This is a genomic window from Actinomyces sp. Z16 (genome assembly GCF_003111765.1).
GTDB classification, from domain to species: Bacteria; Actinomycetota; Actinomycetes; order Actinomycetales; family Actinomycetaceae; genus Actinomyces; species Actinomyces glycerinitolerans.
The window spans coordinates 3,124,026-3,148,216 of sequence record NZ_CP027862.1 but is presented as its reverse complement, the minus strand read 5'-3'; the positions used below and the strand labels follow the sequence as shown (position 1 = coordinate 3,148,216).

The 24,191-nt window shown below is 67.0% G+C and carries 13 protein-coding genes; 9 read left to right on the top strand and 4 right to left on the bottom strand.

Going from position 1 to position 24,191, the window contains the following annotated elements; genetic code table 11:
* Position 1: 1 nt before the first annotated feature.
* The 3 genes from C3B71_RS13100 to C3B71_RS15990 form a co-directional block, all read right to left on the bottom strand.
* Positions 2–1,435, bottom strand: coding sequence for an MFS transporter (locus C3B71_RS13100; protein WP_108968629.1), 1,434 nt, complete (start codon positions 1,433–1,435; stop codon positions 2–4).
* Between the two features lie 32 nt (positions 1,436–1,467).
* Entirely contained in the window at positions 1,468–4,431 is a 2,964-nt protein-coding gene (locus C3B71_RS13095; protein WP_108968627.1) for an alpha-L-rhamnosidase, read from the bottom strand.
* Between the two features lie 510 nt (positions 4,432–4,941).
* Positions 4,942–5,766, bottom strand: coding sequence for a hypothetical protein (locus C3B71_RS15990; protein WP_146752408.1), 825 nt, complete (start codon positions 5,764–5,766; stop codon positions 4,942–4,944).
* A gap of 821 nt (positions 5,767–6,587) precedes the next feature.
* On the opposite strand from C3B71_RS15990, the gene C3B71_RS13085 reads away from it, so the two are divergent.
* Positions 6,588–8,921, top strand: coding sequence for a PKD domain-containing protein (locus tag C3B71_RS13085; protein ID WP_159097705.1), 2,334 nt, complete (start codon positions 6,588–6,590; stop codon positions 8,919–8,921).
* 111 nt (positions 8,922–9,032) lie between these two features.
* Here C3B71_RS13085 and C3B71_RS13080 read toward each other — a convergent pair whose 3' ends face one another.
* The gene (locus tag C3B71_RS13080) at positions 9,033–10,088 is read right to left on the bottom strand and encodes a LacI family DNA-binding transcriptional regulator (RefSeq protein WP_108968620.1); all 1,056 of its coding nucleotides are present in this window, start codon (positions 10,086–10,088) and stop codon (positions 9,033–9,035) included.
* Between the two features lie 267 nt (positions 10,089–10,355).
* Between C3B71_RS13080 and C3B71_RS13075 the strand changes: the two genes are divergently transcribed.
* The 8 genes from C3B71_RS13075 (at position 10,356) to C3B71_RS13040 (ending at position 24,139) form a co-directional block, all read left to right on the top strand.
* Positions 10,356–11,891 (top strand): ABC transporter substrate-binding protein, encoded by a 1,536-nt coding sequence (locus C3B71_RS13075; protein WP_108968617.1) that lies wholly within the window; start codon positions 10,356–10,358, stop codon positions 11,889–11,891.
* Positions 11,892–11,931: 40 nt separating this feature from the next.
* Entirely contained in the window at positions 11,932–12,879 is a 948-nt protein-coding gene (locus tag C3B71_RS13070) for an ABC transporter permease (protein ID WP_108968615.1), read from the top strand.
* Positions 12,876–14,675: a dipeptide/oligopeptide/nickel ABC transporter permease/ATP-binding protein gene (locus C3B71_RS13065; RefSeq protein WP_108968613.1), complete on the top strand. Its 1,800-nt coding sequence runs from the start codon at positions 12,876–12,878 to the stop codon at positions 14,673–14,675. The genes C3B71_RS13070 and C3B71_RS13065 overlap by 4 nt, the downstream gene beginning before the upstream one ends.
* Entirely contained in the window at positions 14,672–15,523 is an 852-nt protein-coding gene (locus C3B71_RS13060) for an ABC transporter ATP-binding protein (RefSeq protein WP_108968611.1), read from the top strand. The genes C3B71_RS13065 and C3B71_RS13060 overlap by 4 nt, the downstream gene beginning before the upstream one ends.
* A 100-nt stretch (positions 15,524–15,623) precedes the next feature.
* Positions 15,624–18,572 (top strand): alpha-L-rhamnosidase, encoded by a 2,949-nt coding sequence (locus C3B71_RS13055; RefSeq protein ID WP_108968609.1) that lies wholly within the window; start codon positions 15,624–15,626, stop codon positions 18,570–18,572.
* Positions 18,569–19,777: a family 43 glycosylhydrolase gene (locus C3B71_RS13050; RefSeq protein WP_199912512.1), complete on the top strand. Its 1,209-nt coding sequence runs from the start codon at positions 18,569–18,571 to the stop codon at positions 19,775–19,777. The genes C3B71_RS13055 and C3B71_RS13050 overlap by 4 nt, the downstream gene beginning before the upstream one ends.
* Positions 19,778–19,837: 60 nt before the next feature.
* On the top strand, positions 19,838–22,282 hold the full coding sequence (locus C3B71_RS13045) for a glycoside hydrolase family 3 N-terminal domain-containing protein (protein WP_108968604.1): 2,445 nt from the start codon (positions 19,838–19,840) through the stop codon (positions 22,280–22,282).
* A gap of 45 nt (positions 22,283–22,327) precedes the next feature.
* Entirely contained in the window at positions 22,328–24,139 is a 1,812-nt protein-coding gene (locus C3B71_RS13040) for a DUF5605 domain-containing protein (RefSeq protein ID WP_108968602.1), read from the top strand.
* The last annotated feature ends 52 nt before the right edge of the window (positions 24,140–24,191 follow it).

Below are 24,191 nucleotides of genomic sequence, written 5' to 3'. Positions count from 1 at the left end.
GTCACTTGACCTTCTTGACCGGGTAGATGGCAAGTGCCGCCAGCAGCAGCATGACCATGGCGAAGACGTAGATCATGCGGTACCCGGCGGCGCCGGCGATGCGGGCTACCAGCTGGCCGGCGATCACGGGGGCCAGCATCTGCCCGATGTTCGTGGCCGCGTTGGCCACACCCAGGTCGCGGCCCGCGGCCTCCGGGTCCGGCAGGACATCGATGAACAGGGCCTGGTCCACGGTCATGAAGGCGCCGAAGGCGAAGCCGGACAGGGCCGACATGATCAGCAGGCTCGCAACCGTGGGCCAGACGGCGGGCAGCGCATACAGTGCCATGAGCGCGAAGGAGGAGTAGATGACAAAGGGCTTGCGGCGCCCCAGCTTGTCCGACAGCCGTCCGGAGACGAGCATCATGATGATCATGCCGGGCATGGCCACCAGGCTCAGGATGGGGACCATGGCATTTGCCTCTGCCTGGGTCAGGGCCGGGCGCACATAGGACTGGAGGACGTACAGGTTGAAGGTGGTGGAGGAGGTGTAGCCGAGGAACATGAGCAGCCGGGCGAACCACACCCAGCGGTAGTCGCGGTCGCGCAGGGCGATGGTGAAGCCGATGATGAAGGTCTTGACGTCAAAGCGCGGCAGTTCCAGGTCCTTGGAGGAGCGGTCCTTGGCCAGCAGTACGAAGCAGGCGGCGCCGAAGGCCACCAGAATCGCGAAGATGTAGTAGGCGTCCAGGCCCATCGCGTTGAAGGCGTTGCCAGCGACCAGTGAACCCGCCAGGCCGCCGATCATGGTGCCGATTCCGGAGAAGGCGGAGACCGTCGCCAGACGGTTCTCCGGAGTACGGTCGGCGATGGTGGTGACCAGCGGCGCCTGCATGAAGTTCAGGGCCACCTGGGCCACCACCCAGAATATGGTGATCAGTAGGATGGTGCTGGAGTAGCGCAGTCCGATCATGAGCAGGGCGCCCACGAACCCGCCGGCGCAGATCCAGAAGGAGCGCCGTCCCCAGCGCGAGCGCCACCGGTCGGAGATGACCCCGACGATCGGCTGGGCGAACATGGTGAAGAGGGAGCCGATGGCGCTGACCACGGACATGGCACTCGCGCGGGCGCCGTCGTAATGGTTGTAGATGTCCGTCAGCTCGGCGGCGTCCGCCCCGGTGTAGGTGCCGGAGGCGAGCTGCTGGAGCACCTCTGAGGTGACGTGCGGATAGTCGCCGAAGAACGCCTGGAACTCCACCATCTGCACCTGGTTGGGCAGCAGAATGCCGGGAATGGCGGAGTAGCACGAGAACAGGAACATGCCCGCGATCGTGTAGGCGAACAGGTACTGGTAGAACGGGCGCCCGCCCAGGTACTTCATGGAGGTGCCGGGGCGGGTGGGCTCCTGGATATTTGGGTCCTTGCCCACCTGCGGGACCGTGGATGGTTGGGACATGGGAACTCCTTTGTTCTCGTGTGGATGTTTGCTCAGGCCACCAGGTGGTGGCGGCCGTGAGACAGCTCGAGGGGCGGCTCCCCCTCGCGTCCCGGCAGGGTCACCCGCGCCCGCGCCCCGACCGGGACGACGACGTCGAGTTCCAGGCGGCCCTCGCCGGCGGCGGCCGCCTGCGGCGTGACCTCGCGGCCGGACTCGTCCACCAGCCGCCAGGAGGAGGCCGCCCAGCCGTAGGGGGTGCGGTGCACGGACTCGGCGTGGGTCAGGCCCCCGCCCGGTGCCGGCGCCACCTCGATCACCCGGTAGCCGGGCTCGGCCGGCGCCAGGCCTGCGACGGCGCGCTGCAGCCAGGCCGCGACCGCCCCCAGGGCGTAGTGGTTGAAGCTGGTCATGTCGCCGGGGTTGATGGTCCCGTCCGGCAGCATGGAGTCCCAACGCTCCCAGGTGGTGGTGGCCCCCATGGTGACCGTGTACAGCCAGCTCGGGCACGTCGTCGTCAGCAGCAGCCGGTAGGCGGCGTCGACGTGACCGGTCGCCGTCAACGCCCCGGTGAGTACGGGCGTGCCCGCGAAGCCGGTGGACACGTGCCCGCCGGAGGCCTCCACCAGCTCGGCCAGCCGGTCCCCGGCAACCTGGCGGTGCTCCTCCGAACCGGTCAGGTCGAAGGTGATCGCCAGGGCGTAGGCGGTCTGCGTGTCGGAGGTCATGTGCCCGGCGCCGTCGGTGAAGCGGGCGCGGAAGCCCTCCCCGATCGCGTCCGCCAGGGCGGTGTAGTGAGCGGCGTCGTCGTTCTTGTCGAGGACGGCCGCCCAGCGGGCGACGATCCGGGCCGACTGGGCGAAGAAGGCGGTGGCCACCAGGTAGGGGTCGGTCATCGCCTGCATGGGGTTGTCCGGCGGGGCGGAGGGGTCCAACCAGTCGCCCAGCTGCATGCCGGAGTCCCACACGTGATCGTCCGCGGACAGGGAGTCCACCAGATCCACCCAGGCCTTGGCGGAGTCGTACTGCTGGGCCAGCAGGCCGCGGTCGCCGGTGGCCCGGAACAGCTCCCACGGCACCACGGTGGCGGCGTCGCCCCACACGGCTGCCGGCCGCGGCGGGGTCCAGAGTCCGCCCGAAATCACGGGCACGTACCAGGTGACGGTGCCGTGCGCGGCCTGCTCGATCGCCAGGTCCGCCAGCCATGAGGACAGCAGCCCGGTGCAGCCGTAGTGGAAGGCCGCGGTGGGGGCGAAGGCCTGGATGTCGCCGGTCCAGCCCAGGCGCTCGTCGCGCTGCGGGCAGTCGGTGGGCAGGGCGACGAAGTTGTCCCGCATGGACCACCGCGAGTTCTCGTGCAGGCGGTTCACGCGCGCGTCCGAGCAGTCGAAGGCGCCCAGCCGCTCCATGGAGGTGTGCACGACGACGGCGGTGATCGCCCCGGCCTCAATGTCCCGCTTGGCGGCCGCCGCCCCACCCGGCCAGCCGGCCACGTCCGCGTAGCGGAAACCGTGGATGGTGAAGGCGGGCTCCCACTCCTCCACGCCGTCGCCGGCCAGCGTGAAGCGGTCGGTGGCGGCGGCACCGCGCAGCGGGCGCGTACCCAGTCGGCCGTCCTCCAGCACCTCGGCGTGCCGCAGGGTGATGGTGGTGCCCGCCGGGCCGGTCACGCGGATGCGCAGGCGGCCGGACAGGTTCTGCCCGAAGTCGATCAGCACGCGCTCCGGGGCGGTCTCGATCTCCGCCTCCCCGATCGACATCGCCTGCCGCTCCTGCACCGTGACCGCTACCGGAAGCAGCGTCTCCTGCGCGCGCACCGGGGCATCCAGCGGCATGATCAGCTGCTCGGCGTCCGAGGCGCCCACGGCCACCGGCGACCATTCGGCGTCGTCGAACCCGGGGGCCGACCAGCCCGGAGTGGTCAGACGAGCGTCCACCGTCTCGCCCTCGTACAGGCCGGTGAACAGGATCTCGCCGGCGCCCGCCCGCCAGTCCGGGCCGGTGGCGACCGTGGTGCGGGTGCCGTCTGCGTGGGTGAGCTCGAGCTGGATGATGGCGGCGACGTCGTCGCCATACAGGTTGCGGTAGCCGCCGTCGAAGCCGATGTGTCCGCGGTACCAGCCGTCGGCCAGCTGAGCGCCGAGCGCGTGGCGGCCGACGCCGTCGCCGGCGGGGGAGGAGTCCAGCAGTTGAGCGGTGACGTCGTAGGCGCGGGCCACCAGGCGCTGCCCGTATACGGTCCAGCCGGGCACCAGCTCGTCGGTGCCGACGCGGCCGCCGTCGAGCTCGGCGCGGATCAGGCCGTGGGCGCTGACGTAGGCGCGGGCGGCCACCACCGGGCGGTCGACCGTGAACTCGTGGCGCACGCGCGGCGGGCGGCGGTCGCTCTCGGGGTTCTCCGGCCAGGCGGGGCCGACGGGCAGCGCCTCCCAGTCGGCGGCATCCAGCAGGCCGGCCTCGTAGACAACCGGCTCGGACCATTCGGTGGTGGCGGGCACCGCGGTCGAGGGTGCGGTGGCGGAGGCGGCTACGGCGACGCTGCCGGTCACGCGCACCCGCACCACCGCGCGCTCGCGGGAGGTGAGCGGTGCGGCGGGCCAGTCGGTCAGGACGCCGTCGGCGGTGGCCAGGGGAAGAGTTTCAGGGGCGGCGATCGGGACGCCGGCCGGGTCGGTGCGGGTGAGTTCGACCTCGGCGTCGGTGGGGGTCCAGCCGGCGGGTGCGGTGGCGATCTCCCAGGACAGGCGCGGCGCGGGAGCGGCACCGCCCAGGACATCCCCGGGGAGGTATTGCTCGAACTTGAGGTGAGTGGGGGCGGCCAGTTCGCCGACGGGGTCGGGCAGGGCGGCAGCGGTGATGGCGGGCTCGGGGACGGCGGGCCGGGCAGACGGGAGGACGCCGTCGGGCTTGGAGACTGAGACCTCGGGGAGTGGACCCGGTGCCGCGGGAGACGGGGGCTGGGACGCGGTGGCGGGCTGCTGCGGTGCGTGAGGTGCTGGTGTTGTCTGCGTTGACACGGTGTGGCTCCGTCTGCGGTGACGAGGGGCGGGCGTTGAAACGACTCAAAGGTTAATTGCGGGGAGGGTCCGAGTCAATGGGGGCAATGAGGCTCGATGGCGGCGACGTGGGTCGCTCCGCGGGCCTCCTGGTTGGCGGCAGCCCGGCAAGCGGTGTCCGAAGCGCGCGTCGAAGGCGACCCGGCAGACCCGAGGACGACCCTGGACGGGCGAACGCGTCCCCTTCGGCTCGAGAGCGCTGTCGCAGCCTCAGAACGACCCAGCCTGGACGTTCGAGCACGTCGTCCTCATCCCGGGCGCGACCCTGAACGGGCGAACACGTCCTTTTCGTCCCGAGATCGACCTTCACCCGTGCGGGTGTTCGCCGTGGTTGAAACTCGAGCCGCACTACTCCCACAGGCCGGGAACGCGGCGGGCATGCAGCGTCACGCTTGGCGGCATGTGCTCCATTACTCTCGACGTCAGTCGGGCCTCGTCATTGAGGTCTGCGTACGTCACCCGCATGAACGATCAGCCCATGGCGCCGATGGCGTCCTGACGGAGCTTCTCCTCCCAGACGTCGTTGTTGACGCCGTATTTGCTGCGGCCGTCGAACTCGATCGCCAGCCGCAGATTCGGCCAGGCGAGATCGAGGAAGCGCTGGCCGCGGCCTGCATCCAGTGTGACTTCGTGCTGCAGCTCCGGTGACGGCAACCCGAGCGCCACGACCAGCCGCCGCGTCAGGCTTTCACCGGGTGACTCCGAGAAGGGGCTCGCCATGGCGACGACGGCGCGGGCGCGCACCGCTCCCCGCCGTGGTCCTTCGGCCTCAACCGCCGCCAGCAATCGGGGGCGAATACGCTCCCACCGAGCCCTCGCCTGCTCCGGGTCGAAGCGGTCGGGGCGGCACAGCGCCCGCATGGCTGAATCGACGATCGTGATCGACTCGCGCGCAGGCAGGTCGAAGGCACAGTCGACCGCCGTTCTCAGCAGGGTCGTGACCGGTAGCCCGTTGACCACCTCCACATCTTCGGGCTGCAGGCGGGAGCGACGGCGTCTCAGACTGACGGCACGACCCGCCCCGGAAGGGTGTGGAAGGCTCGCATCCGCGAAGTCGATGGGAGCCAACGGTTGTCGGGCACGCTTGGGATTCGTAGGTACCGCGATGCGAATATCGGTTTCGCCGCGACGCAGCCAAAGGCCGTGTACGAGTGCCGCGGCCTCATGGGTGAGTACGACCGCGGATCTGGCTGAGTGAACGGCAGCGACACAGCGGGCCAGGCCAACCTCGCGCTGCTGCGCCCACACCGCCTGCCCGGGAGTCGGAAGCAGGGCGACGCCGGGAGAGATCTGCACGCGGGCGTCCACGGCCCGAGCTCTGCTGGGGCGCCCGGCGTAGGCGAACTCAATCGTGGGTAGCGGAGGCGGTGTGGGTGCGCTGCGACTGGATTGGCGGGTGTTCTTGCACGCAATAGTCGTTGGGGTGAACCCACCCGATACTGAGTTTTCGTTGGTATTATGCGGAATTGTCGGTTGGCTTGGAGTTGGGTGGTGTGGCTCCAGTGTGCAACGGGCACCTCGTTGCACACCGGAGGCGACTCATGGCTGCTGGCGGTCTCAGTAGAACCGCGGAATCGTGCGGATTGTGAGATCGGACTCTGAGGAGAAGTGTGCAATACGGCGGGCTACGGCGCGAGCGCGCACTGTTCCCCGTCACGGCCATCACCGCATAACCAGGTCTACGCCACATCAAGAGACTTGACTCGAGGAGATCGCAGCTTGTCCACGGGCGGCCGGTCGGTCCTGTGGCGAAGAATCGATGCGGGCGGCAGATAGTAAGCAGGTGGCGCCGGAGATGAATCGGGACCGCTAGCGATGGTGCTCCCATCACTTGCGGTTGACGCATGCCCTAGGTGTTGACAGCATCGCACGGACGGTCTACCTTCCGTATGTAGAACGGTCTACGAACAACTGAAGGGGCGCTGGCGCCTCCTCCGGGTCGACCGTTCACGGTTCGCGCCGTCGATGACGGTGTGCGCGTTTAGGGCCACCCGGCGGGGTGACTGCATGAAGGAAGACCAATGACAGAGAAGCCAATGCCGCCCTCTCAACTACGACCGACATCGTCGCGACGGCGTCGCCCGCTCTGGGGTGGCTGGCGTAGAGGGATACGCCGCATGATTACGCCACCGGGGCGTCTGCTGTGGCTGGGGGCATTCCTGTGTTGCGCATTGTCGTTGATGGCCGGCGGTATGCCGGTCGCCCGCGCCGCCGCGGCGCCTCTGGGGAGTGGTGAGTCGTGTGCTACTTCGACTACGGGTGCGGTTATTGTCACTGCCGAGTGCCTCGACGCTACCTACGCCGATGCTGTCATCGAATCGGAGGAGGATGTTACCTCGCCGACAACGTTGCACATTGTGCGGGGCTACTTCGAGGGGACGTCATCGCGGTTCGCCGTTTACCTGCCTCCCGCTGGGCAGTGGCAGGGCCGCTTCTTCCAATACACCTACCCGCTCACCGATGAGAACGCCGCGGATGAGACGATCCTGTTCGGTGTTAACTCCGGCGGATACACCGTCCAAGCCTCCGGCTCAAGCGGCTACAGGCACGCGGCGGCGGCCGCCAAAGTGTCCCGTGAGATCGCCGCCTCCTACTACGGCGACGATGGGCGCCATATCTACGGCTACCTGTATGGGCCCTCTGGTGGTTCCTTCCAGACCGTCGGTGCCGTCGAAAACACCACCGGCGTCTGGGACGGCTTTGTCCCCACGGTAATGGGCACGCCCGTGTCCATCCCCAATAACTTCTTCATCCGCGCGATGGGACGATTGGTTCTCGGTGACGTGCGCCAGCAGATTTCCGGCGCCGTACTCAACGGCTCCGATCCGTACGCCGGTCTGAACGATGCGCAGACCCTGATGCTGGAGGAGATGACTGCCCTGGGCGTCCAGCTCGAGGGCTGGGAGGACCCCGACTACCTTCTTGGCTACAGCTTCGATGACGGTCTGCTCGGTTATGTCGCAATGGTGAAGAGGATGGACCCGACCTACGCCGACGATTTCTGGAATGAGTCCGGCTACCTCGGCACCGAAGACTCCCCGTTGGGTGAAGTCGTCAGAGCGGCACTGGTGGATACGACTCTTTCCGTCACTGCTGTGGAGCGCGACGGCGCCGGGTCCCCGGCCGCGCTCATGACGGAGGGTTTTCCCGCTGGTGCCTTGGATGAAGGCCTCGACATGCAGGTACTGGATAACGATGGCGCCCCCGTGGGAGAGCTTGTCGGCACGCTCGACGCTACAACCGGACGCATTCACCTGGATGAGGGGAGCGATGCGGCGGCGTTGGCGGCGCTGGCGGAAGGTACACAGATCGCTGCCGACAACCGCTGGTCGATAGCGGTGCGCTCTTATTACCGCCACCAACTTCCGCCCCAGGAGGAGGGCTTCACGGTATATAACCGCTTTTACGACGACGCCGGTGAGCCGCTCTATCCGCAGCGGCAGTCGCGCATTGCAGGCATGATGGCGAGTTCGATCTCGGGTGGTGCCACCTACTCGGGCCTGTTCCAGGGGAAAGTCATTCTGGTGTCGAACTTGCAGGACGTCGACGCCTACACCTGGCACGCTCCCTGGTATGTCGAGCGCGTGCGTTCGGCCCAGGGCGATGCGGGGGTGGACGAGCGGTTGCGGATCTACGTAAACGAGAACGCCGATCACCTCGAAGGCCCGGTAACCGGCGAGAAGTCGACCCGGATCGTTTCCTACGATCCCATGGTGCAACGAGCCCTGCGTGAACTGGTGGCGTGGGTGGAGGAAGACGTCGAGCCGGCGTCTTCCACCTCATACACCGTTGCCGGCGGTCAGGTCGTCCTGCCGTCCACAGCGGCGGAGCGGGCGGGTGTGCAGCCCGTGGTGACTCTTGCTGCCGACACCACCACTGCTGAAGTCGGGCAACCGGTCCGATTCGAGGTGAGTGCCGATATGCCGGCGTCCGCAGGAGAGGTGGTCCGTATCGACTGGGAGTTCACCGGAACCGGTGATTACGTCGAGGCTATGCAGACGTCCGAGGAAAACGTACGTGCGAGTGTCGAGCACGTATTTGCTGAGCCGGGTGCCTACTGGGTCACCGTGCGGGCGACGTCGGCTGCCGCAGAAAACTCCGATTCTTTCGCCCAGGTGCAGAACCTCGCCCGGGTCCGCGTGGTTGTGCGGGAAACCGGGGGCCAGTCGGACCCGACTCCGATGTCGACACCCTCGGCCACCGATGCGGCGCCTACGCCGCTCGCGACCCGCCCCGCAGTGCAGTCGGCCTCCACCATCGCGCCGAGTACCGCAGTGACTGCGAGCGCGACAGTGCCCGGCGCCGCGGTGTCGGCGACCCCGACGCCATCTGCGGCGAGTGGCTCGGCGAAGATATTGGCCCGGACCGGTGTACCGGCAGTAGCGCTGATGGCAGGTGCTGTATCCGTTCTCGCGCTCGGCGCGCTATTGGTGGCTCGACGACGCGGCTGACTGCGTCCGGTCCGGAGGCGTGCCGAGGTCGTTCGCACGCCTCCGGGCCGTGCTGTGGGTGTCGCAGGTCGGGGCTGCCGCGCGCGAGAACAGGATGGCCCCGGCGAGGCGTCACCGGCGGGCAGGGGGAGGCGCGGTTGTGCTACGAGTCACCAACGTGGGCTCGATGATGCGCCGGGTCGGCTCAGCGCGCCCGTTGATCCGTTCCAACAGTAGGTCGATCGCTGCTTTGCCGGTCTGCTCCCCCGATTGGTCGATGGTGGTCAATGAGACGCGCCGCAAGGCCGTGGTGTGGACATTGTCGTAGCCACTCACGCTCATGTCCCCGGGGACGGTCAGGCCTTGTTCTTCGATATAATCAAGTACTCCGAAGGCGACGGCGTCGGTTCCGGCGAATATGGCGGTAGGGCGATGCCGTCGTGTGAGTGCACGTTCGGCGGCGTCACGTCCCCCGGCTTCCGAGTAGTAGGTCTCAATGACGTCCGGGGTGAGCCCGTGGTTTTCCATCGCTCGGACGAATCCTCGGCGCCTCATCGTTTGCGACAGTAGATAACCGTTCTCAACGCTGGAGAGTGGCATGGTGGTGTGAGCGATCCACTCATGTCCCAGCGACACCAAGTGGTCGACCATGAGCTGTGCGCCATGATGCTCGTCGGTGACGACGGTGTCGAAGAGTTCCGGCTCCCCGTGGAGCGCCACCGTGGTCAGGGGCATGGTCTTGGCCAGTCGATTGAGAGACGCCATGTCGAGCCTGGGGGAGATCAGAATGATGCCGTCGACTTGCAGATCCACAAGCGAATCGATGCGTCTGCGGTAGCCTTCAGGTGAAGTGCCGGCGATTGTCAGGATGTCCTGGTACTGGGTCTCGTTGAGTCGAGAGGCGATGGCCTCGGCCACCTCGAATTGGAAGGGTGAGGCGAAGTCGGTCAGCACCAGACCGATCGTCTGCGAGTTGCCACGCATGGTGCGAGCTCCGGTGCGTGGGCGGTAGTCCAGTTTCTCAATCGCTGCCTCTACCCGCTGCCGCATTTGGTCGGAGACACCGTAGGCGTTCCGGAGCACTTTTGAGACGGCGGCGACCGAAACCCCGGCCTCGGCCGCAACATCCTTGATGGTGGCGCGCTTGCGGGGCTTCGACTGGCCTGATGGTAAGGGAGATGCGGACACGTGGGCATTCTAGATGTAGTGCACCGTTCTACATAGCGTGAGATGGTGGCGTGGCTGTCGCGGTCGTTGCGCGAGATGGCAGGTCTGGGGGCTTGAGTGGCCGACTCTCGTGTATGTTGCGTCGCGAGACCATCTCCTTGACAACCGTCTTCGGAGGTTCTATCGTCGTCGTAGAACGTTGCACAGTCCGGTTGTGCAAGGTTCCGGCCGACAGTCGACGCCGACTCGGCCAGGAGTTCGTATCCCATCCGTCCAAGGGAGGACATCATGCGACTCGTCACCCGTCGCTCCATGCTCACCGGCTCCGCTGCTGTAACTATCAGTGCGATACTCGCCGCCTGCACCGGAGGAGCCAACAATACCGGCGGCGGTGCGGCCTCCGGAGGCGCCAAGGACACTCTCACCCTTGGCATGACCGCCGATATCGAAGGCTGGGATCCCAACAATCAACCCGGTTATCAGGGCTGGCCGGGAGAGGCGATTTGGGGGCTGGTGTGCCGTCCGAACGAGTTCGGCGAGCTCGAGCCCAGCCTGGCTGAATCCTGGGAGATCAGCGACGACCGCAGGAGCTTCACGGCGCACCTGCGCCAGGGCACCACCTTCTCCGACGGTGCTACAGCTGACGCCGAGGCCGTCAGAGCGAACTTCGAGTTCGCCGCTACCAATGAGGCCACGCGCAGCCTGTACGAGGGCATCACCTTCGATGTTCCTGATGCCCAGACCATCACGCTCACCTGGCCCGAGCCGCAGCCCCTCATGAATGACCGAGTCTCCCGGGTCAAACTCACCTCGCCCGATTTGATCGACTCCGGCAACCTGAACGACAAGCCCGTGGGATTCGGCCCCTATCTGCTTGATGAGGCAGGAACCACCCGCGGATCCGTGTACTCCTTCACCAAGAACGAGGAGTACTGGGAAGCCGACGCCTACCCCTACGCCAAGCTCGTCTGCAAGGTGTACGCCTCCGAGACCGCCGCGCTGAACGCCCTCAAGACCGGACAGATCGACGGCACCCTGGTTAACGCCCAGTCCTACGACGAGGTGACCGGCTCCGGGTTCGAGGTCAAGGAAATGAACGGTCAGACCACCCGGCTGCTGCTCACCGACCACAAGGGCGAGATCATCCCAGCTCTGGGTGATGTCCGCGTGCGCCAGGCCATCAACATGGTCTTCGACAAGCAGGCCATGGTCGACAACCTCTACGCCGGCCACGGCGAGGTCTCCCACCAGATCTTCCGCCCCGGTTCCACTGCATACCTAGATGACCTCGCCGACCCGTACCCCTTCGACGTAGACAAGGCCAAGTCCCTCATGGCCGAGGCCGGCTACGCCGAGGGTTTCGAGCTTGAGCTACCCACCATGGATGGCCAGAACCACGACGTGCTCATGCCCTACGTCACCCAGCAGCTCGCCGAACTGAACATCACCGTCAAACAGGTGCCGCTAACCGGAGCCAACGCCATCGGCGACCTGCTCTCGGGTACTTACCCGGTGGTGCTGTGGCAGCTGGGCAATATCGGCGACTCCGCCCAGGACATCGACATCGTGGTACGCGACACCGGCTACTGGAATCTTGAGCACCAGAAGGACGAGTACGTCGACGAACAGTGGGACATCATCTGCACCGGCACCGACGAGGAGGCCGAGGCCGCGCAGAAGGCCATCAACCAGTACATCATCGACCAGGCCTGGTTCGCCCCCATGGTCAACCCCACCTCCTTCTACGCCCACACCGCCGACGTCGTCATTGACAACGTCTCCGATATTGAAGGCCTGGCCCCCAAGCTCCGCGACTTCCAGTAAATCGCCGCACAGGCTGGAAACCAGACAGGAAGTATTGATCATGCTCACCTCGGTATTGAGGAACCTGCTGCGATCGGTGGTGGTCCTCGTGGTTGTCACCTTCGTGGTCTTCTTCCTCATGTACGGCAACGGCCCGGGCATTGCACGGGCGGTCATGGGGATGCAGGCCGAAGTCACCGAAGAGAATGTGGCCGCCAAGATGGTCGAACTAGGGCTCGACCAGCCCCTCCTGGTTCAGTACGGGCACTGGGTGCAGGGCCTGTTCACCGGAGACCTCGGCCGCTCCTTCTACACCGGCCAGTCCGTGACCGAGGCTCTGGCCACGCGCGTGCCCGTCACCCTGGCCATCACCGCTGTCGCACTCGTCCTCACGGCACTGCTCAGCGTGCTGCTGGGTGTCACCGCGGCGGTCAAGGGCGGTCGGATCGACCGGATACTCCAATTCCTTTCAATCCTTGGAACCGCGGTTCCCTCATTCATCACCTCGATCGTCTTGGTATTCCTCTTTGCGATCTTCTGGCGGGTGCTGCCGGCCACCGGCTATGTATCCCCGGACGTGTCGCCGGGAGGGTGGGCCGCATCCATCACCCTGCCCGTGCTCGCCCTGCTCATCGGCGCCGTCTCCAGCGCTGCTCAGCAGTTCCGAACCGCCACCCTCGATCAACTCGGTAAGGACTATGTACGCACGCTGCGCGCCCGCGGCGTGAGCGAGCGAGCCGTCATCTTCCGCCATGTGCTGCGCAACGCCGCTGCACCGGGACTGACCGTCCTCAGCCTCACCGTCTTCTCCCTCCTGGGCGGGGCGGTATTCATCGAGCAGGTCTTCGCGCTCCCGGGTCTGGGACAGCTCGCCAACTCCTCGGCGCAGATATTCGACGTACCCATGGTCATGGGGACCGTCCTGGTTACCGCCGTCATCGTACTGATCGTCAACTTCCTGGGCGACCTTGCGATCACCCTCCTCAACCCGAAGGCGAGAACACGATGAGCACGCCAACTCCCACAACCGAAACAAACGTCTCAGATCCTGTTACAGATACCTCCGCCGACGATGGCAGACAGACCACGGATAGCAGCGTATTACTCCGACTCCTGCGCAACCCCCTCGCGGACATCTGCCTGCTAATTGTGGCAGCGGTCGTCCTCACCGCCATCTTCGCCCCGCTGCTGGCTCGGTACGGCCCGAATGTCACCGACCTCGCCGCCACCAATGCGGCCCCGGGTACGCCCGGGCACCCGCTCGGCGGCGACGGCTCGGGGCGGGATATCCTCTCCCGCCTCATCTGGGGCTCCCGGCAGACCGTCGTCTCCTGCCTGCTCATGCTCGGCGTCTCCCTTGCAGTGGGCGTGAGCAGCGGACTCGTGGCCGGCTTCTACCGCGGCCGCTTCGAAACCGTGGCCGGCTTCGTAACCGACGTGCTCATGTCGCTGCCCTCCATCATCCTGCTCATCGCCCTGTACGCGGTCACCGGCCCGAACATCCCGGTCATGATGGCCGTCTTCGGCCTACTGACCGCGCCGACCTACTACCGCCTGGTGCGCTCTGTGGTCGTCTCGGTACGCAACGAGCTCTACGTCGACGCGGCCCGCGTTGTCGGGCTGTCCGACGCCCGCATCATCGGTCGCCACATCCTGTGGGCCGTGCGCGCCCCCATCGTCATCCAGGGCGCCTTCATCCTCGCCTCCGGCATCGGCACCGAGGCGGGAATGTCGTTCCTCGGGCTCGGCGATCCGGCCGGCGTCTCCTGGGGTGTCATGCTCCAGGTCTCCTTCAACGGCATCTACAACAACCCCGTCGCCGTCCTCTGGCCGGCTCTGGTCATTTCGGTGACCATCCTCGCCCTCATTCTCCTGGGTAATGCCCTGTCCGATGCGCTTCAGGCCTCCGCCCGGGCGCGCGTCGTCACCCGCCGCCAGCGCCGCGATGCGCTGGAGGTCACCATCGCCGCTCACCGGGACGACGTCGTCGCCGCCCCGGACCCGCAGGCCGCCGTTTCCATCCGCGGTCTGCGCGTCGGCTACACCACCGACAGTGGTTTCCGGGAGGTCGTTCACGGTATCGATTTGGATGTGCACAAGGGAGAGATTCACGGGCTCGTCGGGGAATCTGGATCCGGCAAGTCGCAGATCGCCTTCTCGGTGCTGGGCATCCTCCCCAAGGAAGCGCTCAAACTGGGCGGCACGATCATGATCGACGGCGTCGACGTGCTCGCCGACGAGGAGGCCATGCAGGCCACCCGCGGACATAAGGTCGCCTACGTGCCGCAGGAGCCCATGAGCAACCTCGACCCGTCCTTCACCATCGGCAAACAGCTGGCATACGGCATGCGCGCCGTCACCGACCTGTCGAAGGAACAGATACGGGAGCGGACCATCTCCCTACTGCACTCCGTCGGCATCGACGACGCCGAACGCGTCATGGGCCTGTATCCGCACGAGATCTCCGGTGGCATGGCCCAGCGGGTACTCATCTGTGGTGCACTCGCATGCGAGCCGGATGTCATCGTCGCCGACGAGCCGACCACCGCCCTGGACGTCACCGTGCAGGCCGAGGTCCTGGATCTGCTGCGCGAGCTCGCCCGCGAGCGCGGCCTCGCCCTCATTTTCGTCACCCACAACCTCGGCGTCGTCGCCGACCTGTGCGACACCGTCTCGGTCATGAAGGACGGGGAGATCATCGAGACTCAGGACGTCGAATCCCTGTTCGCCCACCCCCGCGAGGAGTACACGCGCGACCTGCTGTCCTCCTCCCTCAGCGTCGAGCTCATGGAGGTCGAGTCATGACCAGCACGAAGGCCCAAGCCAAGTCCACCGGCACTCCACTCCTGGAAGTCGATGAACTCGTCGTCACCTTCCCGGGTGCCAAGCGGGGTGCGGGCACCACCGTCATTCACGGTGTCAGCCTCGACCTGCACGCAGGCGAGACCCTTTCCGTGGTCGGTGAATCCGGTTCCGGCAAAACCACGATCGGCCGCGCCATTCTGGGCCTGGCCCCCGTCTCAGGCGGGGAAATCCGCTTCCGCGGCAGACGCATCTCCAATGTCTCCCGCAGTGAGCGCCGCGCCATCGCCAGAGACATTCAGGTCGTCTTCCAGGACCCGTACACCTCGCTGAACCCCGCCATGCGAATCGGCGACATTCTCACCGAACCCCTGCAGGCCGCCGGCATTGAGAACTCCCGGAAACGAGTCCTGGAGCTGCTCGACGCCGTCAACATGCCTGCGGACACCGCGGGGCGTTACCCCCGCGAGTTCTCCGGCGGCCAGCGCCAACGCATCGCCATCGCGCGGGCGCTCGCGTTGGACCCCGCCGTGATCATTTGTGACGAGCCCACCTCCGCCCTGGACGTCACCACCCAGGCCCGCGTGCTCACGCTGTTCGAGGACATCCAGCAGGCCACCGGCGTCGCCTACCTGTTCATCAGCCACGACCTCGGCGTGGTCAACCGCGTAAGCGACCGCATCGCCGTCCTGTACCAGGGACGGATAGTCGAACTCGGCGACGCGCACCAGGTGGCCACGGCACCGGCGCACGAGTACACGCGCCGGCTGCAGATGGCGGCGCCCGTCGCCGACCCGGTCAAACAGCGGTCCCGCCGCCGGGCGCGCCTCGCCCTGGCACACACCGCATGACCCCGGCGTCCTACCCGGTGGTCGTTCCTCCTCGCGTCCACCGGGTAGGGCGTTACCGCCAACCGTCCATTTATCCACCAAACCCTCCGGAGACTCCGCAATGTCCGCTCACACCGCCCCGTCAGTCGTCGATCTGCGCTTCGAGCATCATCGCGCCGCCGCACGACTACTGGCCGTCGAAACCGCCACGCCACGCCTGTCATGGCGGATCAGCGGTGCTCCCGACGGGTGGCGTCAGGAGGGCTACGAGGTGGAGGTCACCCGCGCAGGAGGGGAGGGACACGAAACCGAAGTGGCGACGGTCAAGTCCGCGGAGCAGATCCTTGTGCCCTGGCCGACGACGCCGCTGGCCTCCCGCCAATCCGCTACCGTCCGCATCCGCGTGCGCGGGAGGACGGACCACGTCGATCGCGCCGCTTTTCCCAGCGGCGCAGAAGCCGCGCAACCCGGGGCGGGCGCGCCGCCCGCGAGCGCCGAAGACTCGGCGTGGTCGCCGTGGTCCGCCCGGGTCGAGGTCGAGGCGGCCCTCCTCGATGCCGCGGAGTGGGAGGCCGCCTTCATCGCCCCGGTCGACATCGGCGGCGTCGGCGAGCGAGCGCCCGTCGTCTCCCGGACGATCGAGGTGCCAGACGGTCTACTCACAGCCCGTCTAAGGGCCACCGCCCACGGCGTCTGTGAGCCCAGCATCAATGGCGTACGCGTGGACGACTCCGTCCTCAACCCCGGCTGGACCTCCTACACCCACAGGCTCCAAGTGGTCACCTGGGACGTCACCGAACTGCTGCAGCCCGGCACCAACCGGATCGATGTGCTCCTCGGCAACGGCTGGTGGCGCGGACACCTCGGCTACCTGGGCGACGCGGCGGTATACGGCGACCGGCTCGCCCTGGCCGCCCAGCTCGAGCTCACCGCGGCCGACGGCACCCGCACTGTCATCGTCACCGACGAGTCCTGGACCGCCGCCGAGTCCGCCGTCGTCGCCGATGACCTGTACGACGGGCAGACCACGGACCTGCGTCTGGCCGACTCCGGTGCGTCCGCCCACCGAGTTGAGATCGTGTCCGCCGCCCCGTCCGGCGCCGCTCGTGGCGCGACATCTCCAAAGCTCGTTCCCCAGGCCGCGCCCCGCATCCGTCCCACCGGCGCTCTGCCCGCCCGGCGGGTCTGGAACTCGCCGAGCGGCAAGACTCTGGTCGACTTCGGACAGAACGCCGTCGGCGTCACCCGTCTGACCGTCCGCGGGCTGGAAGCTGGCACCGAGATCACCATTCGCCATGCCGAGGTCCTCGAGGACGGAGAACTCGGCACCCGCCCCCTGCGCGGGGCGCGCGCCACCGACACCTGGATCCTGCCCGACGCCGGAGAACACGTCCTCCGGCCCACGCTCACTCTCCATGGGCTGCGCTATGCCGAGGTCTCCGGTGTTCCGGACTTGGCCGCCCAGGACATCGAACTGATAATCATCGGCTCCGACCTGGAACCGGCCGGCACCTTCGCCTGCTCCCACCCGCTCCTGAACCGGCTGCATGACAACGTCGTGTGGTCGACACGCGGAAACTTCGTCTCCATCCCCACCGACTGCCCCCAGCGCGACGAGCGGTTGGGCTGGACCGGCGACATTCAGGCCTTCGCACCCACCGCCGCCTACCTGTTCGACACCACCTCGTTCTTGCAGTCCTGGCTGACCGACCTAGCAGCCGAGCAGTACGCGGACGGAGGCGTGCGGCACTTCACCCCCACCTTCGAACCGGCCGTGAGGCAGGCTCCCGCAGCCGCCTGGGGAGACGCCGCCACCCTGGTGCCCTGGGCCGTCTACGAGGCCACGGGCGACCCTGAGGTGCTGCGTGCCCAGCTGCCCTCTATGCGCGCCTGGGTGGACCGCGTTGCCGCGCTGGCCGGGGAGGACCGCATCTGGTCTGGTGGTTTCCAGTTCGGCGACTGGCTGGATCCGACCGCCCCACCGGACCGTCCGGCTGACGCGAAGGCCGACCCCGACGTGGTCGCCACCGCCTATTTCGCCCGCTCAGCCCGCGTCGTCGCCGACACGGCAGACAGACTTAACGAGGCCGTCGTCGCAGCGCATTACCGGCGTCTGGCCGATGAAGCACGTGCCGCCTTCAACCGCGCCTTCGTCACCCCCGCCGGCCGGATCCACTCCGACGCCCAGACCGTCTACGCGCTCGCCATCTGCTGGGGCCTGCTCCCGACCGCGCAGCAGCGGGCATTCGCTGGGGAACGCCTGGCCGATCTGGTGCGCCTGTCAGGATTCCACATCGCCACCGGCTTCGTCGGCACCCCGCTGGTCATCCCGGCCCTGGTCGCCACCGGGCACGCCGACGTAGCCGGCCGTCTGCTGCTCCAGACCGAGTGCCCATCATGGCTGTACCCGGTGACTATGGGGGCCACCACTATCTGGGAGCGTTGGGACTCCATGCTTCCCAACGGGGACATCAACCCCGGGGAGATGACCAGCTTCAACCACTACGCGCTGGGCGCCGTCGCCGACTGGCTGCACCGGGGCCTGGCGGGACTGTCGCCCGCAGTACCGGGGTGGGGGCACGTTGAGATTGCGCCTGCGCCCATCGACGGCGTCACCTCCGCCGCCACCAGCCACCTGAGTCCCTACGGTCGGATCGCCGTGAGTTGGGAGGTTCACAACGGCGTCCTGGAGCTCACGGCGGACCTGCCCGTTGGCGTGACCGGCACGGTCCGCCTGCCCGACCACTCACCGGACACTGCGGCCGTGGACATCGGCCCCGGCCATCATGCCTTCGCGGCGCCGCTGCCCGCCCGCGAGCGGCCGCGCCCCCGGACCGTGCGCGAACTCATGGACGACCCCGCCGCCTGGGAGGCGCTCATCGCAGTAATGGCGGACGCCGGGGACCTCACCGTCGACTCCGCCGGTCTGGCTCGTCGCATGCGACCGCTGCTCGACCGGCCGCCGTCGACTATCGCCCCCGAGTTGACGCCTGACCCCCGTTTCGCCCCACCTGGCCTGCGGGAGCGGATCGAGACCGTGATAGGTGCTGCCATCAAGGAGCTGCGATGAGCATGAACGTTCCGAACCACCCGCCAGTGGCCGGCACGAATGATGCGGATGCGTCACCTTTCCACGTCGCAGCATTTCCGTCCATTCACCCGGAGTCCCTACCGGATGCGGGGCGTGTGTGTCGCCGCACCTGCTTCACTCCCGGACGTCCCTGGTACGACACCGAGGGCAAACGCATCCAGGCCCATGGCGGATCAATCATCGTCGTCGACGGCGTCTACTACTGGTACGGCGAGAACAAGGAGCGCACCACCCCCGACGGTTCCACCTGGCACTGGGGTGTGCGCGCCTACCGCTCCACCGATCTGTACAACTGGGAGGACTGTGGGCTGATCATCCCGCCGGAGCCGGACGATCCCTCCTCCCCGCTCCACCCGGCCGCGAAGCTGGACCGTCCACACATCGTCTTCAATGCGGAGACGGGATTGTTCGTATGCTGGGTCAAGGTCATGAGCCGACACGGGCAGCGCTCCAGCGTGCTGGTTGCGGACAATCTGCTCGGCCCCTACCGGATGGCACACCGAGACTTCAAGCCGTTGGGCATGAACGCCGGCGACTTCGACCTGGTCGTGGACCCCACCGACGCCAAGGGCTACTACTACTACGAACGGGTCCACTCCGAACTGATCTGCGCCGACCTCACCACCGACTACACCGACGTCACCGGCTACTACTCCACCCACTTCCCCCGGCTGCAACCTCCCTACGTGCGTGAGGCCCCCGCATACTTCGAGCGGGGAGGGCACCACTATTTGATCACCTCTGGGACCACCGGCTACCTGCCCAACCCATCCATGGTCGCAACCGCTCCCAGCTACCACGGGCCGTGGAGTGAGCAGGGCGATCCACACGCCGGTGATATCACCGGAACCTCTTACCGTTCGCAGATCTCGTCGGTCTTCCGGCATCCGGGCAAACAGGACCTGTACATCGCGTTGGCCGACCGTTGGCTGCCCGCCTGGAACGGTGACGCCCGCCTGGTGCAGCAGGGCTTCGCCGAGCGGTTCAGGCCCATGGGCGGGCAGCGCGCCGACGCCGAGACAATCCTGGACCCCGCGCCCAGCCCCGCCGTCGAGGCCTCTCTCTATGAACTGAATGGCGCCGACACCGCCGTGGCCGACTATGTCTGGCTCCCGATTCGCTTTGACGACGACCGCGTCCGGATCGACTGGCACGACGAGTGGCGCGTCGAGGACTTCGACTGACCGCCGACTGCGGCCGCAACAGATTGCCTGCAAATGCACGACCCGATAAGGAGACCCCGAATGCACAGCGCACCCTGGTTGGACACCAGCCTCAGTCCGGCGCAACGCGCCGACCGTCTACTCGCAGACATGCCCACGGCCGAGAAACTCAGTCAGCTGCAATGCGTGTTCCCCCGCAGCTGCGACGCCGACACGGACATCCAGGCCGTTGTCGCGGGGACGCCGCTCGGAGTCGGTCACGTCACCACCCTGGAAATGCGACGAGTCACCGATCTTGCCGAGGTGGCGGCGTTCCAGCGCCGTCTCCAGGCCGAGATCATTGCCCGTCAGCCCCACGGCATCCCCGCGGCCTTCCACATGGAGGCCGTTTGCGGCGCGTATCTGCCCGGTGCCGTCTCCCTCCCCAACGGAATCGGTCGCGGCGCCTCCTTCGACCCGGAGCTGGAGAAGGAACTCGGACGGATCGTCGGCGCTCAGGAACGGGCTGTCGGCATCACTTATTCCCTTGCCCCAGTACTCGACATCGCCCGAGACCCCCGCATGGGACGTTTCGGCGAGGCCTACGGCGAGGACCCCACGTTGGCCGGTGCCCTGGGTGCCGCCTTCACCCGTGGCCTTCAGGCCGACGACGGCACCGGCCGGCGCACCGAGGCGGTTGCCAAGCACTTCGTCGGCTTCCACGGCTCAGAGGGGGGTATCCATGGTGCTCACGCACCCGTGACCGCCCGCCTCCTGCGCGAGGTCTACGCCAAGCCCTTCCAGGCTGCTATTAATGCCGGGCTCGGGGGCGTCATGCCCTGCTACAACTCGATCAATGGCGAAGTCGCATCCGGCTCCCGCAGCCTGCTCACCGGCCTGCTCCGCGAGGAGATGGGATTCACGGGTGTGGTCGTCTCCGACTACGGCGCCATCGGCAACATGCACGCATTCCAGAAGGTCGCCGCGACCTTCGCCGACGCGGGGCAACGCGCCCTTACCGCCGGCATGGATGCCGAATGGCATGAAATCCAGGGGTTCAACGATGAGCTTGCCGCCCGCTTCGACTCCGGCCGGGCGGACATGGCCGCGCTGGATCGTGCAGTGCGCCGAGTGTTGGAGGCCAAGTTCCGCATGGGACTGTTCGAGGATCCCTACGCCCGCGAGGGGGCCGGACTGACGGTCCCCTTCACCGGAGTCGCTCGCGAGCGGGCCCGTGAGACCGCCCTGCGCAGCGCCCGCGAGTCCATCGTGCTGCTGCGCAACGACGGTATCCTGCCGTTCCCCGCGACGGGCGACCGCGCCCCCGGACGCGTGCTCGTCGTCGGCCCCCAGGCCGTGAATGCCCGCTTCCACTTCGCCGGTTACACGCACGAGTCCATGGCCGAGGGCGTGCTGGCCGCGCGTGCCTCCATGGCCGGCACCATCGATGCCGACGCCGAGACAACCACCGGATACGACACGATTCCCGGAACGCCCGTCCAGTCCGACGAACGGGAGGAATTCGACGCCATCCTGGACGCCTTCCACCCCGATGCCCGCTGTATCCTCGATGAGTTGCGTGAGCGCCTGGCCAACAGCGAGATCGATTGGGTACGTGGATACGAAGTCGCGGGAGACTCCGACGCCGGGTATGAGGAAGCGCTTACGGCGGCAACGGATACAGACCTCGTCATTCTCATGCTCGGCGGCAAGAACGGGACGGGTTCCATTGCCACAATGGGTGAGGGAATCGATTCGACGGAGGTGGGTCTGCCCGCCTCGCAGGAGGGGCTGCTGCGACGGATCGAAGCGCTCGGCGTTCCCGCCATCGGCATTCACATGGATGGTCGGCCCGTCTCCTCCGATGCCGCCGATGGGCTCAGCGCCCTACTTGAGGTGTGGAACCCGGCCGAGGTCGGGGGACAAGCCATCGTTGACGTCCTGACCGGCGCCGTCGACGCTACCGGGCGCCTGCCCGTGTCCGTCGCCCGCAGCGCCGGACAAGTGCCGGTCTACTACAACCACCCCAACGGTTCCCAGTGGCATCAGGGCGAGTCGGTGGGTTTTCCCGAGTACGTCGACATGCCTCACACTCCGCGTTATGCGTTCGGATACGGCCTGTCCTACACGTCTTTCGCATACTCCGAACTTGAGTTGGACGCTGAGTCCATCGCGCCCGACGGCACTGTGTCGGCACGCGTCACGGTGACCAATACCGGGGAACGGACCGGCACCGAGATAGTCCAGCTCTACGCCACCGACCGCTACGCCACGACGACTCGTCCCGTTCAGGAACTAATCGGCTTCCAGCGCATCGAACTTGCGGCCGGTGAGTCTGCCATCGTCGTTTTCGAGGTGGCTCCGAGCCTGCTGGCCCTGCTGGACGGGGACATGCACTGGATGGTCGAGGCCGGAGATGTGGATCTGCGGGTGGGCTCCTCCAGCGATAATGTGCGTGCAGAGGCATCCTTCCGAGTCACCGGGTCCGACGCCGTCGTTGGGCGCCACCGCACTCTGCGCGCACCCGCTCGCATCGAGCAGCCGTGACGGATGCGGCTGTCATCCTCATTCACATCGTCGGAGGCGATTGCTATGAACCACTTCAGCCCGCAATCCACCCTGGGGGCGGTCCTCAGCGTGCCGCAGGCACGCGCTCTCCTTCAACACGGCATCCCGTGGCTTACCGACCTCCAGGTCGCCGTCGAACACCCCGAGTTTCCCATCGGCGGGCTGCTGGGGATCACGCTCGGCTGGGACAACCCCGCGCGTGCCGAGCTCCTCGCCGAGCTCGCCGAACTCGAGGATCCCACTGTGCTGCCCGTGCGCCGCGCGGCCCGCCCGCTCGCCGCGCCAACGCTAGAACAGCAGGCGCGAGCACGATTGAGCGCCCCGGTGTCGGCCCGCTGCTACGAGCCCGTGGAGGTAACCGTTACCATTCCCGGCGCGGGAGCCCTACTGCGTGACGTCGAGATCGCTGGAAGTGTCACCCTCACCGCCACACTCGTTGACGTCGACGCGGCCGATGTGGAGTCCGCCGGCCCGGGCGCCGATACCGGAGATACGACCGGAGGCAGCCGTATACGGACGTCCGTGAGAGTCTTCTATCGCCGCGGCGACGAGCTGGCCGCCCGCTTCCTGCCCGAGGTGTCCGGCCACTGGCGCTTGCGTGTCGACGGGATCGCTGCGGTCGCTCCGCTCGAGGCGGAAGTCGATGTCCACCCGGCGGGCATAGGTGAGCACGGGCCTGTGCGCGTCGTAGCCGGGCACTTCGCCCATGCCGATGGCCTGCCTTTCACGCCTCTGGGCACCACCGCCTACGCCTGGATTCATCAGGGTGCCGACATGCGCCGCCGCACCTTGGAGACGCTGGCGTCCAGCGGCTTCAACAAGCTCCGCATGTGCATCTTCCCTAAACATTACGACTATAACCACGCCGACCCGGAATCCGTCCCCTTTCGCTCGACAGGCCCGGGTGAGCGCGAGTGGGACTGGGACGCGTTCGATGCAGACTTCTTCGACAGGCTTGAGCAGTGCGTGCGGGAACTGGGGCACCTCGGGATCATCGCCGATCTCATCCTCTTTCACCCCTACGACCGTTGGGGCTTCGCGGAGATGACTCCGGACGTCGACGACGCCTACCTGAGGCACGTGGTCCGGCGTCTGGCCGCCTTCCCCAACGTGTGGTGGTCCATGGCCAACGAGTACGAGCTGCTGACAACTAAGCGCCTCTCGGATTGGGACCGTCTGGGGCGGATTGTGGTGGAGGAGGACCCGGTGGGGCACCCCATCGGCGTACACAACATCTTCGAGCCCTTCGACGCCTCCGCCGACTGGGTCAGTCACGTGTCCTTCCAGGGCGGAGGCTACGAGATGGGACGGAAGGTGGACGAACTGCGAAACCGCTTCGGCAAGCCGGTCGTCATCGACGAATACGGTTATGAGGGCAACCTGGAGCACGAGTGGGGAAACCTCACCGCTGAGGAGGAGCTGCGTCGTTTCTGGGAGGGCATTATTCGCGGCGCCGGCATGACCCACGGTGAGACCTACTTCCATGAGGAGGGGATCTGGTGGGCCCACGGCGGTGTCCTGCGGGGTGAGAGCTGGAAACGCATTGCCTTCCTGCGCCGGCTCATCCAGGAGGCCCCGCGTGGGCGGCTGCTGCCTGCGCCTCCCGGCCTGGGCACGAAGACTGCCGTCGATGGGGATGACTACATGTTGACCTACTTCGGCGGTGCTCAGCCCTACCGGAGCGCCGTGACGGTTCCCCAGGGCCGCACCGCGGCGATCGATGTGATCGACACCTGGAACATGACAATCGAACAAGTCGCCACCGGCGCGAGCGGAAGCGTGGAGGTGGCACTGCCCAGCCGCCCCTGGATGGCCGTGCGCGTGCGCTGCGACTGATCCAGCGGTCATTCGGAGTCGCCGTGGACGTTGATGCTCTGATGATTCACCT

Coding starts and splice junctions, on each gene's coding strand:
- C3B71_RS13065 (WP_108968613.1), top strand. CDS start 12,876: ATGAGCACGCCAACTCCCACAACCGAAACAAACGTCTCAGATCCTGTT.
- C3B71_RS13050 (WP_199912512.1), top strand. CDS start 18,569: ATGAGCATGAACGTTCCGAACCACCCGCCAGTGGCCGGCACGAATGAT.
- C3B71_RS13060 (WP_108968611.1), top strand. CDS start 14,672: ATGACCAGCACGAAGGCCCAAGCCAAGTCCACCGGCACTCCACTCCTG.
- C3B71_RS13045 (WP_108968604.1), top strand. CDS start 19,838: ATGCACAGCGCACCCTGGTTGGACACCAGCCTCAGTCCGGCGCAACGC.
- C3B71_RS13100 (WP_108968629.1), bottom strand. CDS start 1,435: ATGTCCCAACCATCCACGGTCCCGCAGGTGGGCAAGGACCCAAATATC.
- C3B71_RS13070 (WP_108968615.1), top strand. CDS start 11,932: ATGCTCACCTCGGTATTGAGGAACCTGCTGCGATCGGTGGTGGTCCTC.
- C3B71_RS13055 (WP_108968609.1), top strand. CDS start 15,624: ATGTCCGCTCACACCGCCCCGTCAGTCGTCGATCTGCGCTTCGAGCAT.
- C3B71_RS13075 (WP_108968617.1), top strand. CDS start 10,356: ATGCGACTCGTCACCCGTCGCTCCATGCTCACCGGCTCCGCTGCTGTA.
- C3B71_RS13085 (WP_159097705.1), top strand. CDS start 6,588: ATGATTACGCCACCGGGGCGTCTGCTGTGGCTGGGGGCATTCCTGTGT.
- C3B71_RS13040 (WP_108968602.1), top strand. CDS start 22,328: ATGAACCACTTCAGCCCGCAATCCACCCTGGGGGCGGTCCTCAGCGTG.